This is a genomic window from Bacillus sp. LQ01 (genome assembly GCF_057624735.1).
The window spans coordinates 110,046-126,079 of sequence record NZ_JBYEZL010000005.1 but is presented as its reverse complement, the minus strand read 5'-3'; the positions used below and the strand labels follow the sequence as shown (position 1 = coordinate 126,079).

General features: G+C 32.3%; 13 protein-coding genes and 1 pseudogene. 9 read left to right on the top strand and 5 right to left on the bottom strand.

Features of this window, described 5'->3' with window-relative positions; genetic code table 11:
- Window positions 1-34 precede the first annotated feature (34 nt).
- A complete protein-coding gene (locus AC22L0_RS25100; RefSeq protein ID WP_000473787.1) occupies window positions 35-469 on the bottom strand; it encodes a hypothetical protein in 435 nt (144 codons plus the stop codon).
- 219 nt (window positions 470-688) lie between these two features.
- Between AC22L0_RS25100 and AC22L0_RS25095 the strand changes: the two genes are divergently transcribed.
- Window positions 689-958: a hypothetical protein gene (locus tag AC22L0_RS25095; RefSeq protein ID WP_074593103.1), complete on the top strand. Its 270-nt coding sequence runs from the start codon at window positions 689-691 to the stop codon at window positions 956-958.
- A gap of 416 nt (window positions 959-1,374) precedes the next feature.
- On the opposite strand, the gene AC22L0_RS25090 is transcribed toward AC22L0_RS25095, so the two are convergent.
- From AC22L0_RS25090 to AC22L0_RS25075, 4 genes are all read right to left on the bottom strand, one after another.
- Window positions 1,375-1,881, bottom strand: coding sequence for a hypothetical protein (locus AC22L0_RS25090; RefSeq protein ID WP_487272506.1), 507 nt, complete (start codon window positions 1,879-1,881; stop codon window positions 1,375-1,377).
- Window positions 1,882-2,235: 354 nt separating this feature from the next.
- On the bottom strand, window positions 2,236-2,610 hold the full coding sequence (locus tag AC22L0_RS25085; protein ID WP_087964897.1) for a hypothetical protein: 375 nt from the start codon (window positions 2,608-2,610) through the stop codon (window positions 2,236-2,238).
- A 42-nt stretch (window positions 2,611-2,652) separates the two neighbouring features.
- Entirely contained in the window at window positions 2,653-2,994 is a 342-nt protein-coding gene (locus AC22L0_RS25080) for a YolD-like family protein (RefSeq protein ID WP_487272505.1), read from the bottom strand.
- The gene (locus AC22L0_RS25075; protein ID WP_487272504.1) at window positions 2,991-4,256 is read right to left on the bottom strand and encodes a Y-family DNA polymerase; all 1,266 of its coding nucleotides are present in this window, start codon (window positions 4,254-4,256) and stop codon (window positions 2,991-2,993) included. Before AC22L0_RS25075 ends, AC22L0_RS25080 begins: the two co-directional genes overlap by 4 nt.
- Before the next feature lie 190 nt (window positions 4,257-4,446).
- On the opposite strand from AC22L0_RS25075, the pseudogene AC22L0_RS25070 reads away from it, so the two are divergent.
- The 8 genes and pseudogenes from AC22L0_RS25070 to AC22L0_RS25035 form a co-directional block, all read left to right on the top strand.
- Window positions 4,447-5,232, top strand: a pseudogene (locus AC22L0_RS25070) (glycoside hydrolase family 5 protein); the annotation flags it as partial.
- Between the two features lie 567 nt (window positions 5,233-5,799).
- Window positions 5,800-8,040, top strand: a complete 2,241-nt coding sequence (locus tag AC22L0_RS25065) for a M60 family metallopeptidase (protein WP_487272503.1) — start codon at window positions 5,800-5,802, stop codon at window positions 8,038-8,040.
- Window positions 8,041-8,172: 132 nt separating this feature from the next.
- Complete coding sequence (locus tag AC22L0_RS25060) at window positions 8,173-10,539, top strand: putative mucin/carbohydrate-binding domain-containing protein (RefSeq protein ID WP_487272502.1); 2,367 nt, start codon at window positions 8,173-8,175, stop codon at window positions 10,537-10,539.
- A gap of 324 nt (window positions 10,540-10,863) precedes the next feature.
- Window positions 10,864-11,412 (top strand): fascin domain-containing protein, encoded by a 549-nt coding sequence (locus AC22L0_RS25055; RefSeq protein ID WP_087966865.1) that lies wholly within the window; start codon window positions 10,864-10,866, stop codon window positions 11,410-11,412.
- Between the two features lie 575 nt (window positions 11,413-11,987).
- Entirely contained in the window at window positions 11,988-12,236 is a 249-nt protein-coding gene (locus AC22L0_RS25050; protein WP_487272501.1) for a hypothetical protein, read from the top strand.
- 1,437 nt (window positions 12,237-13,673) lie between these two features.
- Entirely contained in the window at window positions 13,674-13,781 is a 108-nt protein-coding gene (locus tag AC22L0_RS25045; RefSeq protein WP_339326551.1) for a DUF3983 domain-containing protein, read from the top strand.
- 204 nt (window positions 13,782-13,985) lie between these two features.
- The gene (locus tag AC22L0_RS25040; protein WP_097998761.1) at window positions 13,986-14,432 is read left to right on the top strand and encodes a hypothetical protein; all 447 of its coding nucleotides are present in this window, start codon (window positions 13,986-13,988) and stop codon (window positions 14,430-14,432) included.
- A 174-nt stretch (window positions 14,433-14,606) separates the two neighbouring features.
- Window positions 14,607-15,950, top strand: coding sequence for a patatin-like phospholipase family protein (locus tag AC22L0_RS25035; protein ID WP_487272500.1), 1,344 nt, complete (start codon window positions 14,607-14,609; stop codon window positions 15,948-15,950).
- Window positions 15,951-16,034 lie beyond the last annotated feature (84 nt).

Genomic DNA, 16,034 nt, shown 5'->3' with positions numbered 1-16,034 from the left:
GGTTACTCATAACCATGATTTCTATGACTAGGATTTATTCCATCCCTATTTGAGTTTTACTTACTGCTAATTTTTGTCCATCTTTTTCAATGAAACTAACGGTGAAATTAGCTCCTGTGCCACCTTTTGCATTTTTACTCCAACTAGCAGTATACGTTTTTACATTTTTACTTGTAGAATCAGATTTGATGTCAGGTTCACCATATTTAGCAACTAGATCCTCGTATTTATCTCCGCCTTCACCAGTTACAGGATCACCAGTTTTAATAGTATCCACATCGGCAACCGTTATCTTCTTTTTATCGTCCTTTTTCGTTTCTTGTTTTTGGTCTTGTTTTGCTTCTTTCTTAGCCTCTTGTTTTGGTTCATCTTTCTTTTCTGTAGAAGCTTTGTTTGACGAATCATCACAAGCAACTAGACTCATCGCCAAAGCACTTCCTAATGCAATGGTACTCAACTTTTTGAACATGTTTAATTCCTCCATTTTGAAAATTGTAAAATTCCACAGATGATTATACCAAATTAAGGTAAATGGTGATGTCGTATTCTGTCGAGATAAGAAAAAAACAATAACGCAAGTTCTACCGTTCACTCTAATTGGTAACGAATCGTTATTTGAAGTGTATTGGAAATGCTACTATATATCTTTTTTTCTGAATTTTACAATAGAGGGGAAGGAGGTTTTCACATGGGAGGTGTAATCGGTGATGTATTAGGAGGACTCTTTATGTCCATCCCTTCAAAAAGGGAAAAAGTCATTCGTAAAAATTTTAAGCTTTTGGAAAAAGAAGTGTGGTTTAAAGAAATAGAGCATAGATATGGTAGGTTAATGGTTTTTAACCATTCTATTAGAGATTTTGTAGCAAATGAGAACCTAGAGGATATCTTAAAGGATGTTGAGAAAACTCATATATTTCTTCATGAATTAGAAAAACTACTGCAGCAAGAAAAGATTTAATTGCCGTAGCAGTGAAGGAATGTTTGATTCGTAAAGGATACTTCGAGCGTAGAAGTCTAAGGATATAGGTCTAGATGAAACAAGAAATCAATTATATGAAAAATTGCTTTATTGAGTAATATATTCAGCTCTTGGAGAATTATCTATTGTTTAGTGGATAGAATGATTCAATTTGCATGAACAGCGTCAAATAGAGCAAATCAAAAAAGGAAAATTGTTTTGTGAAGCTTGGTACTGATCCATACAAAGAAAAGACACCAAAGGCGCCTTTCTCCGTATGGAACCATCTTAAGTTGAATGTTATGGATATGATTTCTAACCAAAATGATTGTTGCAATTTAATATATTATGAATACATGGATGAGTGCATTCTTATGACAAATAGATTATGCACTATCATACAAGTTAGTATTTTATTAGTAATCATTTTCATCTGAGTTACTATTATAACTAGAATTATAAGAAGGACTATCATACCTAGAGGAATCTTCATTTTTGTAACTAGAAGTGTTGTTATAATTGGAGTTACTATATGAACTTTCAGAACTTGGACTATTAGAAGAGCTATAATAGCTAGGGGAACTGTAGTCGTCATAATAGTCGTTAAAATCATCTTCATCATCCAAATCAGAATTTACAACTTTATTTGTATTTGCTTTCTTTCCAACTGATTGAACTCTATAAGACGCATTCCTTTTTTTATTTTGTTTTCTTTTTCCATTTCCTTTAGATTGCAACGAAGGTGTATACGTTATAGGTATTACTCTAGATAATCCCCTTACAAATAATCGAACAATACATACTAAAATCCACATGCAAATAATAAATACAAAGACATAAAGAGCAATGTTGTAAATCATATTGTTTATTGTATCTATCATCGCACCCTTTGAAATATTAAACATAAAATCAATCACCGCCATTTTTCTATAAGTTTTATATTAAAAACGTAATATTAATCTAAATAGAATTATAAAATATTTTTTCCACTTTTTATATAAAAAATATGAATTTGTTACCGCGGATTAGAATTAAGAAAAAGACACCCTGAGGTGCCTTTCAATGACCTTAGTATCATTTTTTAGTGTGAAAAGGCAAATTGTATACAGTTCGATACTCTCGCTGGATTATTTCATTTGTATATAAATTATTTTAAACTTTTTCTCATTTTCATGCATTTGAAATTTAATAGTGAGGGATAACGCTACATGCCCATCAACTTAAGAAAAATAAATGTCCCAAAAATTATAAAAAGAACAAATTAATTTACTCCTTTTTTACTTGAATTCCACATGACATTTAGTATCAATGATTCCAAAAGCAACTTTACATGGGAACGGATTTTTTCCTTTTGAAGCATCACGCATACATGAAAGCACCCAATAATCCAATTCTAAGGGTAAACGGAATACTTGGATACTACTATCATCGTTTTTTACTGTTACGATTGGTGTATTTACCCTAGTTGTAGTGAAACCGTCCGTTGTTATCATTGCTACTGCATCATTATTATGAAAACCAGCGCTTAAAACCTCGTAAGTTATTCCATCATTCTCATTAATAATCATAGGTATATTTAAATAGGGATAGTTATTTATATTGTTATGAATAACTGTTCTTGCTGTATTCTTTCTTATCTGATTCCCTTGCATTTTATACACTCCTTTATAACAATCCAAACGTTTAAATCTATTCTATTTTACATCCAGTATATCCGAAAATTGTAGTGTCAACTTATTATAGAAAGCATCCGTACATATGATAGCGCTATTTAACGGATCTATATCAATGATGGTCATATAGTTAGTAAGTAAATAGCCGCCTTCATAATATGTGATTAGTATTTCTTCTTCGGACAATAAGGAACATAAAAGCATGTTCTCAATCATTTCTTTTTCTTCAGAGGTTAAAATGGGACGTGCTATTTTATTTTTCTCTTTGATTATTTTACGTATTCCGGCGAATTGTTCGGGCATTGCTGCGAACGGAGACCATTTGATCATTCCTCTTCCTTTTGGCATATTGGCGTTACTCATGATTTATGTCCTCCTATTAGTGTGTTTCTGTGTCTAGCTGTAGCGCTATGCGTGTAGGAAATCCCTCGTAAAATACTGTTTTTCCCAAACTTTGTGCGTATTTCATCCATTACTTTTGTCAACTTCACTTCTTGTTCTCGTTTTGTGACATCATCAAAAAGAGAAATTTGTTCTTCCCCTTCTTGAATTAGGTTTGTTAAGGATATGTTTATGCTACGAATGGGTTCACCAGTATATTGCTGATGTAAAAAGTATGTACAGATATGATAAATATCCATTGTTAAATTTGTAGGACGGCTTAAACTATGTGTTTTTCTAATGCCACCTGCATTATTCTTGCTATAACCAACAGAGAAATGAACGGTTCGAGCAAGTTTGTTTTGTTGTCTTAATCGATAGCAAACTTCTTCTATATGTTCCAGCAGGATAATCGGAAATTCTTCTATTGTGTAGTCACGGATGAGAATTTGGCTTTTTCCAATAGAAGTTGTGGCAGGAACATATTTTTCTGAAATGCGACTAAAGTCAATTCCATGGCTATGTAAGTGTAATTCTTCTCCAATCACGCCGAAGCTTTGTTTTAAATGTTTAAGAGGATAATTAGCTAAATCTCCAATTGAATGTATTCCTTTCCGATTTAACTTTGTTTCAGTTTTATATGAAATTCCCCAAAATTTACTAAGTGGCCGTATGCTCCATAATTTTGTAGGTACATCTTCGTATTTCCAATAAGCAATTCCGTCTGTATTTTGCTTTGCTTCAATATCTAAAGCGACCTTACTCATCAATAGGTTAGGACCAATTCCAATTGTGCATTCAATTCGTGTATGTTCATATATTTCACGTTTAAACTGTAATGCAAATTCATGTGGATTTGGGGCAAATAGATGGATGCTATCGGTAATATCCATAAAAAATTCATCGATGCTGTATTGATGAAAGTCTTCAATAGGAACATATTGTAGAGCTAACTTCGTTATGTAATTGGAGCACTTAATATATGTTCCCATAATTGGATTCACAATAAGAATATCTTTTTGTCGAGGAATCTCGTATAGCCTTGCCATCTTCTTTACACCTATTGCTTTTAAAGGTGGAGTTGCGGCTAAAACAATGGACCCATTCCTATTCACATCACCGACTACAGCTAATTTTGTATGAAGTGGGTCTAATCCCATTTTGATGCAACTAACAGAAGCATAAAAGCTACGAAGATCAACACATAAAATGATTCTATTCCGTAAAATTGAATAGTCATACACTATAACTCCTCCTAATAATAACGAGAACATTCGTTCTTGTTATTATTATACACGAACCTATGTTCTTTGATGAAGTGGTTTTTGAAAAAATATTTAATTATATGTAGTAGAAATATGTTGAACGACAGAGAGAAGTAACAGCCTAATGTTTTTGAGGTTTCTAGGATATAAACGTTTTTATCTATATTAGAAAGTACAGGAAGAAAAGAAGTATCAAGATCAAGCAAGTCAATTTTGGAAGGACCTCGCTTTGGAACTAAAAGATCACCCCGCGGTGGTTGGTTATAATATTATAAATGAACCACATCCAGAAACAGCTAAAAATAATAGATATAATGATTTTTGGACGGAAGATTACGAGAAATGGTATGCAAAAGTGGAGGGAACGACAGCGGATTTAAACAGATTTTATCAAAAGGTAATCAATTCCATTCGTGAAGTAGACCAAGAAACACCGGTTATTTTAGATTCAGGTTTATATGCTACTCCATGGGCCTTTAAATACTTAAAGCCAGTAAAGGATAAAAAAACGCTTTACGCATTTCATATGTATGAACCATATGAATTAACGAGTCAAGGTGAAAAGAAAAATAAAGAATATCAATATCCAGGATTAGTAAAAGTAGGGGATTTAGAGAAACCTGTAATGTGGAATAAGCAGGGATTAGAGAAGTTTTTGAAGCCAATTCAACAATGGTCTAAGAAAAATCATGTACCATCTAATAGAATTATTGCAGAAGAGTTTGGAATTAACCGTACTGTTCCAGGTGCTACCCAATACATACAAGATCTTATTTCTATCTTTAACCAAAAAGGATGGCATAAATCATTCTATGCATTCCGTGAAGACACATGGACAGGGATGAATTATGAATTGGGAACAGAAAAAATAAAATGGGATGAAGAGGGTAAACCGATGCGTCAAGATAATTCACTCTGGGATGTAATAAAAAAAGATTTACAAACGCGTAAATAGTTTAGAATATTAGGCTTAAGGACTAAATATAAGCATCTAATTCAAATAGAATTAGATGCTTTTTATTTCGAAAAAAGGCGGAGTTGAATTAAAGATTCCATCTTTTCTTTTGCATAAAGAGTACCAATCAGGTTTATTTACAACGAAAAATAAGATTTTTAGAGAATAGCTTAGAAAAAAATTGTGGAGGTTCAAACAAATGTGTTCACAATTGTTTAAATCTTTAAAGTAAATAAGTTTTATGAATTTTTCGTGAGATCTCAACCTTTAAATGTTGTAATTTATTTACTTATTTCCCCAATTGGATATATTTCTCTAATTGGATGGAAGTTTAGAATACAGAATCAAAACATAATAGGCTGTTATCGATGAGTTTATCGTAAATTTGTTATTTAATGTGTCATCAAATAACATTTATATACAATAATACATAAAGAAAAGGAGATATTTATGAAAAAATATAGAGTAATAGACACAACTTAAATAGTATGAATAGCTTAGATTGTAAAAACATGGAGAAGAAAACAAAAAAACTTAAGAGTACTAAGGAAAAATGAGGGAGATAATATGGGGAATAATTCAAAACATAAAACTAGAAAAATACTTGCGGCCACTGCTACAATAACTATGCTTGCGACTGGAATGATTTCTTCATCAGATGTCTTTGCGGAGCAAAAGGAGCAGCAAAAAAATTTATCGACATCACTGCAAAATGAAAAGTCAGTTAAATCAGAAAATAGAACATTTACGGTCCCAGGAAAAGGGGATGTTGAGGTACTGAAACAACAGGAAAGAAAAAATATGGCATTTAGTCCATATGAACCAACTGGTTTATATGCAAAGCCAAATGAACAAATAACGATTAATGTAGAAGGTAATCAAGATATTCAGGTATATATTGGAACGTATTCGTATGATGCTTCTTGGAGAGAAGATTCTAAGATAAAATCATTTACATTAAAACCTGGTATAAACACAATCCAATCTCCAAATGGGGGGATGATTTATTTTTATAATAAACAACAAGGTGGTACCATTCGAACAACAATCACAGCAGGTGGAACGACTACGCCTTTCTTTGAACTAGGAAAGCATACGAAACAAGATTTAATAAACATGCTGGACCAGTATCCTAATGCACATGCAGTGGAGTTAAAAGGCGAACGTGTATTAATTACGGCCAGCCCTGCACGTGTTAAGAAATATTTGTTGGGTTCTAATACAGATCCTGTACAACTCTTAAAAAAGATGGATGAAGCTACTCGAATTCAAGACAAAGTAGCTGGATTATCTGAAGAACAAGTAGATAAACATTATGTTCATTACGTAGAAGAAAATCATTCTCCTGATTATTATATGTATGCAACTTCTTATCGAACAGCATATGTAGGAGATGCAATCCAATACGTGTTAGATATTAATAAATTTATAACAGATGGCTGGGGCCCTTGGCATGAGGCAGGACATTTGAGACAACAATCGCCCTGGAAGTTTTATAATATGACAGAAGTACAAAATAATATATACAGCCTTTCTGTAGAAAAAGCATTTAATCAACCATCCAACTTAGAGAAAAGTGGAATTTATCCAAAAGCATTTCAATATCTAGAACAAGTGAATAAAAATTATGATGAAATTAGCGATGTTTTTGTAAAGCTTGTTATGCTTTGGCAACTACAGTTAGCGTATGGAGAGGATTTCTATCCTAAATTGCATCAATTGTATAGAGACATGCCTTCAAGTGAACTTCCACAAACTGATGAAAATAAAAAACAATTATTTATGATTTCAGCATCAAAAGTAGCCAAACAAAATTTGATTCCTTTCTTTGAGAAGTGGGGATTACGTCCAAATAACGATACCATTCAAAAAGTAGCTGCATTAGGATATCCAATTTTAACAGCAGAGATTTGGAAGGGTACGGATTCTAATCCAATTAAACCAGATATGCCTAATGTAAATAATATTTTAGAAGGAAACCAGTTTGCATGGTCACTAAAAGGAATTAGTGATTTCGAGTTTGCTAAAATTAATTTCAATAAATCGACAGAAGAAATGCAAGTAGACTTAAAAGCAGGCGTACCGCATCATTATTTTAATGAAACATATGCGAGTATTAAAGTACAAAATGCATCAGGGAAAGTAGTATACAATAAAGACATTTATGGAAATAAACAGCAAAATGCTGAATCACAAAAAGTTTCAGTTAAAGTAGGAGATTATATTGAGTTAACACATCTAGAAGGTGTGCATAGAGCTACTCTCACAAATGTAGATAATAGTAAACAAGAGAGCTTTGGAAAAAAAGCCATGTACGAAGTTACAAAGGAAGGTCTGAAGAAAGTAAATCAAATTGTTAATCCGAAACCGGACACAGAAGCTCCAACACAGCCACAAGGATTATATGCAAGCACCCTTACTTCTAACAGTGTAGAGCTAAAATGGAATCCTTCTACAGATAATGTAGGTGTAAAAGAATATCAGGTATTACGCGATGGACAATTGATTCAAACGGTACAAGGAACGACGTTTACTGATCAAAACTTAACAGTTAATAAGGAATATAAATATGCAGTGAAGGCTGTAGATGCAGCTGGAAATACATCAATCCAAAGTGAAATTCTTCTTGTAAAAACCAAAGATCAAAATGTATCTTATGAAAAATGGGATCCAAAGAAGGCATATACAAAGGGCGATAAAGTAGAACATCAAGGGACAGTGTATGAAGCTGTTCAAAATCATCAAGGAAATGGTGACCCGAATTGGATATTTGCACTATCGTTATGGAAAGCAATTACAATCAATTAATATGTAAGAATCAGATGTAAAGATAGAACAACATCCAGTATTTTAAAGAATTACTGGATGTTGTTTGAATTTTGATAGATTTCTCTACTACGTTAGTATTCAATAATAAAAATTAGAAAAGGATGTAGATTAGTGATTAGTCAGAAAACAAAGCAAAGATTTAATAAAGTTATTATAATTACCGCAGCATGTAGCATGTTTTCTATGTTTGGAACGTCTATTTTGCACACTAAAGCTGCAACACATTCAGCTGCTCCAGCAGTTTATGTGAGTCCCCAAAATATACCTGCCTCAGATATTATTAGTATAGACTGGTCACCAGTTCAGACACCACCTTATACGTACTGGGCTGTACACAATTGGAATGCAGGTGGTGAAGCTGGAGGATATGCTGGTTTTCAACAACAAAGTGGGTTTGATGAAAATGGAAAACGTACTTTACATTTTGCCTTATGGGATCCAATTTCCTCTAAAGAAGCAATAAAGGCCGAATACTTATCTCCGAATTCGCAAGCTGGACCCTTTGGAGGAGAAGGAACAGGAATGAAGGTTCAAACAACTTATGGTTGGAAAGACTACAATTGGTACACAATGACAATGCGTTCATGGCAAGAAAATGGTCATACTAAATTTGGACAATGGATGAAAGATGTAGCAAAGAATAAATGGCATCAAATTGCAATTATGGACTTTCCGGTTGCTAATGTTGCATTTAATCATGGTTTAGGAATGTTTCAAGAAGACTGGGCTGATAGTGGACAGAATGTTCGAGAAGCGCGCTTGAAAAATGGTTATAGCCGAAAATTAGTTGATAAACAATGGAGTTCTTGGAATAATCAAAGTATTTCTGGAACGCATGATAATACTTATCAATATGATGGAGGATCTACTTCAGAATATGTATGGGTCAAAGCAGGAGGTAATACTCAGTCTACTATTGGGGCAGGAAAAATATTCACGCTAAATCAACCTACTCAACCTGAAATAGGAAAACTAGATTTTGATATCCAATCTATATATTATGAAAATGAAAAATTAAATGTATCTTGGAAACTAAAAGAAAATAGTACACCGCAATTTAAGGGGAAAATTGAAATTTATAACAATGAAAATATGACGGGCCAACCTATTAACGTAATTAATGATATTAAATCTTATCAAAATGGAATCAGTCAATCTATATCATTACCAACAAATGCTTATGCAAAAATTGTATTAACGGATATATTTGATCAAACTGTTGAGAAAAAGGTACAAATCAAAAATGAATCTCCAAACATTTTTGAAGGTAATGAATTTGCATGGTCGCTGAAAGGGATTGGAGATTTTGAATTTGCGAAAGTAAATTTAAATAAATCAACAGAAGAAATGCAAATTGATCTAAAAGCAGGTGTACCACATGACTACTTTGATAGTACATATGCAAGTATTAAAGTGCAAAACACATCAGGTAAAGTGGTCTATAACAAAGAGATTTATGGAAACAAACAGCAAAATGCTGAATCGCAGAAAGTTCCAGTCAAAGTAGGCGATTATATAGAGTTAACACATCTAGAAGGTGTACATAGAGCTACTCTTACAAATGTAGATAATAGTAAACAAGAGAGCTTTGGAAAAAAAGCCCTATACGAAGTTACAAAGGAAGGCCTGAAGAAAGTAGAAAAAATGCCAGAAGCAACAATTTTAGAAGGAAACAAGTTTGCATGGTCATTAAAAGGATATAGTGATAGAGAAATTGCAAAAGTAGATTATGATAAAACGGTAGAAGAGATGAAGGTAAAACTAGAAGCAGGTGTACCACATTCCTATTTTGCTAGTACGTATGCTAGTATTAAGGTCCAGAATTCTTCTGGTAACGTTCTGTACAAAAAGGAAATCGTGGGAAATAAACAACAAAATGCTGAAAGCCAAACTGTGCCCGTCAAGGTAGGCGATTACATTGAATTTACCCATATAGAAGGAGAAGCAGCAAAGGAAAAAACGCGAGCAACTTTAATTAACCTTGAAAATAACAAAAATGAAACCATTGGAAAAACAGCAAGATATCAAGTTACAAAAGAAGGCTTGAAGAAAGTAGAGAAAATGCCAGAAACAACGGTTTTAGATGGAAATCAATTCGCTTGGTCATTAAAGGGATATAATGATCGAGAAATCGCGAAAATAGAATATAACAAAGCAACAGAAAAAATGCAGATTAAATTAGAAGCGGGTATACCCCATTCTTATTTTAGTAATACGTATGCAAGCATTAAAGTCCAGAATTTATCCGGTAATATTTTGTACAATAAAGAAATTATAGGAAATAGACAACAAGATGCTGAGAGCCAAACCGTTTCAGTCAAAGTAGGAGATTGTATTGAGTTTACTCATATAGAGGGAGAAGCACAAAAGGAAAAGACACGCGCCACACTTACTAATCTTGAGAATAGTAAACAGGAGTATATGGGAAAGAAAAGAATGTATCAGGTTACCTCTATGGGATTAAACAAAATAGATTAACATGAAGAACCTTCTAATTATTCGTTAGATGCAAATAGCCGTTCATTATGAACGGCTATTTGGCTTTTATTTAAAGAAAAGTGAAATGAAAATACTCTCTCTTTTGTCTATACTCTCGTTGCTATCAACTGCTACATTTTTTTATTATGAGAAAATAATTAAAAAAATGTGCTTGAGAATTGATACATGTTTAAGTGCTATAGATTTGAGAAAAAAGAAACAGAATAGTAAGGTATTTATTGATAAACTCTCTCTAGTATTACAATATTTTACATATTTGGTATGATGTATATGAGTTCTATGTATATTAAGGGAGGAATGGGAATGAAGAGGTTCATAACACGTGCAAGTGGTAATACAATCTCAAAAAAGTTAGTTTTAATGATGTTGCCGATGGTTTTAATGATATTGATGATTACACCATCGAATGATGTATCGGCAGCAAATCTATCAAAAACAGGTTCACTAAAAGGCGTGAATTTATTTAATGGAAGTTGGACAGTTGCTATACAGGCAGCAAATTTACAATATGTTTCTGCTGAGCCTTTGGGAAATGTAACAGCAAATCGTAATGTAGTTAATGAATGGGAGAAATTTGAATTAATTCCGACTGGAGAATTATATACGTACGCTTTAAAAGCCAAAAGTAATGGGAAGTATGTTTCGTTTGAGCCAAATGGTAGAGTAGTAGCAGATCGTACATCAATTGGGACATGGGAAAAGTTTATCTTATATAATGGTGGAGACAATAGGATATATGTATTACAAGCACTCAGTAATGGTAGGTATATATCAGCAAATGGTGGTAGAGAATTAACGGCTACTAGTTATGTAGCTGGAAGCTGGGAAAGATTTGTTATTGTATACTTCTAAACTTTGAAGTGTAAAGGACTGCAGGTAATTAGCAGTCCTTTTTACATGCTAAATAAGGACTTACTGGGGTTATAATGAAAAGAAAAAGAACCCTATAGGGTTCTTTTTCAAGGCATATTAACAGTAAGGAGAATCATGAAATGCTACTTCAAATCTTTATTAGGGGAAAGATTTTGAATAAGCTTAACATACATCTATTTTTACATAAATGTAAGATATAGTAAATTGATAATGTTTATACTTACTATTACTAATATTCAATTAAGATAGTTAACACTATGTATATAATGTTAACTGGTGTTTAGTACAGTATACATTTAGAAATTTAATATTAGATTTCATTTGTTAAAAAAGCTAGAGAAAGTAGTTATGAAAGCAATGAACTAATAAAGAATTTAACAAAATAGTTATTTTGTTAAATAAAAAGCTATGTCTTGTCTATGTAAATATATGTTTGGTTTATACAAACTGTGAGTATTTTTAAGTAAATTATTTGTTTATAAACAAATATAAAGAGCGTCCTCCAGGACGCTCTTCCACCCAAACTTACAATGAAAAAGAATACGTGACATTGTATGCGTTTTTTTTCTCTTTGTGTAGTTTATCAACAAAAAAGAGCGCTTTTAAAGGCACCCAATGATCAAGATTTATGTAAAAAAGGTGCACAAGATATGGTATGTATGCTTCTTAATCTTGGTGCAGATTTAATACAAAATCCTTATTTGAAAACAAGAAGCTTTAGAGTTAGGGCTCTAGGGCTTCTTGTTTTGGTATTCTCACATGGTTTTTCAAAAAGAATAGAACATATTGAAGATAACATGTGAATGTTTCATAAATGTATCAAAAAAGTGAACAAAATTGCTATTGCAGAAGAAGCAGAAATGAAGTTTCTAATACGTAAGTACGTGAAAGGTATTATTTCCAGTGGATAAAATGCGTATGGGACACCTAATCATTATTTTATCGGGGGAAAAGAATATGTTATGAACTTGGTGGAATGAAAAAATGAAAATTTTACTTTTAGAGTGAAACTAAACAAAAATGCTATTTTGTAGAGTTTTAATTCCATGAGAAAAGAGCACTTCGTAAAAGTGCTCTTTTGACCAAAATCCATTTTGTAAAAGAGAGGAATACGTAATATCATATGAATTTATTTTTAAATGTGTTTAAAATCGTATAAAAACTTCTTTTTGCAAAACAAAGCAGCCAGCTTAATTAGCTAACTGCTTGTTGTACAAAAGAAAATTAGGCCCTACAAGTAAAAGATATGTAACTTTAAGTTACAACTATATTATAAGCAGAATTAAACATGTTATGCGGTAGTAAAAATAAGCTTAATCAAACTTTCATTTTGTATTAAGTTGGAGTATAAAAAGAGCACTTAGTAAAGTGCTCTCGTGACGAGTCTCATTTTATAACGACTATTTTATAAAGAAAGGAACTCAGGATATTATATGTGCGCCAGTCAATTGAGTACCTTGTACAAATAAAGAGCAGCTACCAAAAGTTAACTGCTCAAGTTGTATTATGAGTAGTATTGTTAGAATATCGAATTTTATCCGTTTAATAAAAAAAGCAGCTAGCAAAAGCTAGCTACTTAGCCTCAGGGAAGGGAGAGGAGCAATCAATTAGGTCTAAGTTTGGAATAAGGTTTTTAGATTTTAAGATCTAACCTAAGTATAGTATCGATTTTATTTGAGTTATTATGCATATAAATGGTTCCTCTTAAAAGAATGATCAACAAAAAAGCGGCTAGCTAAAGCTAACTGCTCGGTTCATGGAATGTGGTTTGAAAAATGGGTTGTCTATAGTATTGAAGGAATATTGAGTTTTATTAAAGTGATTACGTTATATGTTTGACGATATAGTCTTTTATTAGTAAAAAAGCTACAAGGAGAAACATTACGTTAATCGAGAACCATAACACACCTTTTTGAGGTTTTTAAACTCTGATATTATGGAAAACATTAAAAATAAGGTAACGACTATTACAATACAGACTTTAATTATATCAGGCATTTATAGCATTCCTAACATCTAATCATTTTTATTATATAGCTATTTCTAATATTGAGGAATTTTAAAAAAAGTTTTACGAAAATTCGAACAAAATAATCCTTTTGAAATTATATAGGTACAATTTCCATTTGAGCAGTTTTTTGAATGTAATAGGGTATTAAATTAATGAAAACGCCCTAAAATGGACAGTAAACCGTTCCGTACGAAGGAGTGAGAGGATTGACTAATTTAAAGAAGAAGAAATTAAAAAAGCAATTTCTCGTCGCGCAAAGGCTATACAAAAATATGAGAAAGACAGATTAGATAAAGCATGGATGAATCTTTTCATTCAATCAAGTATCATAAAATAAATTCAGTCCGGCTAGAAAACTAGAGGACACCAATTCATTAAAGCAGCAATTAAAGCTGTTTTAAGAATAGGTGTCCTTTTTTATAAGGTATTCTTTGAATTTCTATTTATACTAATATAAATAAAAAATGAATAATCTTTATATAACATACAAAAGATTGTTTAAGAAAGAGCAATATCTATAATAAAATTTGGAGGTAGAATTATGATTGAAAATTTAAAACGACATCCTCACTATGGTCACACTTTAGCTGACCATCCTATGGAGCATCATCGACATCCATTATCACATCATGGTCCTATTGTACATGTTAAAGGAATCATAAAAAAAGTGGAAAAAGATGATACAAACCCTCAAGGGGGTACTCATCAACATATTATAGTTGATCAAGTAGAACTTATTGATGCTCAAGGATTACCAGAATCATTAACCGTCGATACTATAGTATTTTGTGCAATTCGTTATGGAGATAATTTAGGAATAGCACATCGTATCCCAGATTTAGAAGAGGGAGAAGAAATTGAATTACAAGGTGAGTATTTAGATAAAACTACTGCAACTCCAAGCGAAGGTAATCCAGGGTATGCGGTAATACACTTTACTCATCGCCCTGTAGGGTTTATTAAATATCATGGGAAAGAGTACAGATAGAAGTTTGATTATCAGAAAAAAATAAAACTAATTTTTAATCTATTGAATGGAATGTATCACATGTAAGTGATACATTCCATGAATTATTTTATTACTAATAAAAATTTTATATTTAAACGTCGCGCATATCTTTATTCGAACTTTATGGGTGGAAAAGTTAAGGAGGAATCATAGATGAAGAAGGAGCTAAAATTAGCGTTTTCTGGAGGTGGATTTAGAGCGACCTTTTATGCATTAGGGGGATATAAACGTTTAGTTGAATGCAAGCTAGATCAATGTGTAAATAGTATTAGTTCTGTTTCAGGTGGCAGTATTACTGCCGCTGCTATTATGCTTGCTTTACATAAAGGTGGATCATTCCGTGATGTAAATGATTTTGAAGAACGCGTAGTAAATCCATTGGTAAAATTAGGACAATTAGACCTTCGTACAAAATTACTCACGAACTCGTTTACAAAACAAGCATTATCTTTCAAGTCCATTCGTGAAAAATGCAGCAAAGCCTTTCCGACAATGTTAGATAAATATTTATGTGAAGGGGTAAAAATGAAGGAATTAGAAAATTCTCCTATAAAATGGTACTGTAATACAACGTGTTTAGATACAATGAGGATGTTTTATTTTTCCAATCAAGAAATATATGGAACACTTATTGGAAAATCACTTGATTTTGATGATATTACAGTCTCTTATGCTGTTGCGACCTCAGCTGCTTTTCCAGTTTTATTTGCACCTATATCACTATCATTAGAGGGAAGAAATTTTAGTGATTCAGAAAATAGGATGCAAGGCAATCCTTTGTTAAAATTTGACACACTCTGGTTTTCTGATGGAGGAGTATTTGATAATATCGGGACTGAGCCAATATTAATATCGGATGGTGAGAACAAAAACAGTAGTTCCCCTTTAAATACAAAACATAGAAAAGAGCCCATGAAATTTATTCCCGACCCAGATGCAAGTATTGATGAAATTTACCTTGTTTTAGATGCTTCTGCATCTGAGAAAATTTGGAAGGAAGACGAAGTACCTTCACATTTTGAATTAACTAAACGGATTTTAGATACATCTAATAGTCAAATTGTAGTTTTAAGGAGAAGATTATTAAAAACCTTAGATTACAAAAAATATCCAGGATTGCAACTTATTCTTAGTAAACCTATTCAATCTTTATTCGAAAAGAATAATAATCCTTTTTATAATGATAAAACATCTTTACCTGATTATAAATTACCAACCCGTTCTAAGGAGGTCGAAAGTCTGTTAGCTGGTCTTCGTACGGATTTAGATAGCTTTCATGACAGTGAGATTAATACTCTAATGCGTGCAGGCGAAATAAGAATGGATATCGCGTTAAGATCGTTATTACCTGAGTACATGGAGAATATAAATACAGTGCCTATTCCTGTATTTTCTTCGGGAGATATGGATGGTCTAGAAAAAATATTACGCCGAGGTGGAAAACATAGATTTACCGGAGGATTTTTTGAGAATGTTCATGATGAAGATAAATTTTAAAACAAGGAAATCTTCTTATAGACATCTCATTTATATTTTTAAATTACATTCAATGTAGAAAAGTAAATTGTAATTATGGAGGGA

Bases quoted from the DNA above. Each gene is read 5' to 3' on its own strand.
- AC22L0_RS25055 (WP_087966865.1), top strand. From the start codon at position 10,864: ATGAAGAGGTTCATAACACGTGCAAGTGGTAATACAATCTCAAAAAAG.
- AC22L0_RS25090 (WP_487272506.1), bottom strand. From the start codon at position 1,881: ATGGCGGTGATTGATTTTATGTTTAATATTTCAAAGGGTGCGATGATA.
- AC22L0_RS25040 (WP_097998761.1), top strand. From the start codon at position 13,986: ATGATTGAAAATTTAAAACGACATCCTCACTATGGTCACACTTTAGCT.
- AC22L0_RS25080 (WP_487272505.1), bottom strand. From the start codon at position 2,994: ATGAGTAACGCCAATATGCCAAAAGGAAGAGGAATGATCAAATGGTCT.
- AC22L0_RS25085 (WP_087964897.1), bottom strand. From the start codon at position 2,610: ATGCAAGGGAATCAGATAAGAAAGAATACAGCAAGAACAGTTATTCAT.
- AC22L0_RS25035 (WP_487272500.1), top strand. From the start codon at position 14,607: ATGAAGAAGGAGCTAAAATTAGCGTTTTCTGGAGGTGGATTTAGAGCG.
- AC22L0_RS25050 (WP_487272501.1), top strand. From the start codon at position 11,988: ATGCGTTTTTTTTCTCTTTGTGTAGTTTATCAACAAAAAAGAGCGCTT.
- AC22L0_RS25095 (WP_074593103.1), top strand. From the start codon at position 689: ATGGGAGGTGTAATCGGTGATGTATTAGGAGGACTCTTTATGTCCATC.
- AC22L0_RS25100 (WP_000473787.1), bottom strand. From the start codon at position 469: ATGTTCAAAAAGTTGAGTACCATTGCATTAGGAAGTGCTTTGGCGATG.
- AC22L0_RS25065 (WP_487272503.1), top strand. From the start codon at position 5,800: ATGGGGAATAATTCAAAACATAAAACTAGAAAAATACTTGCGGCCACT.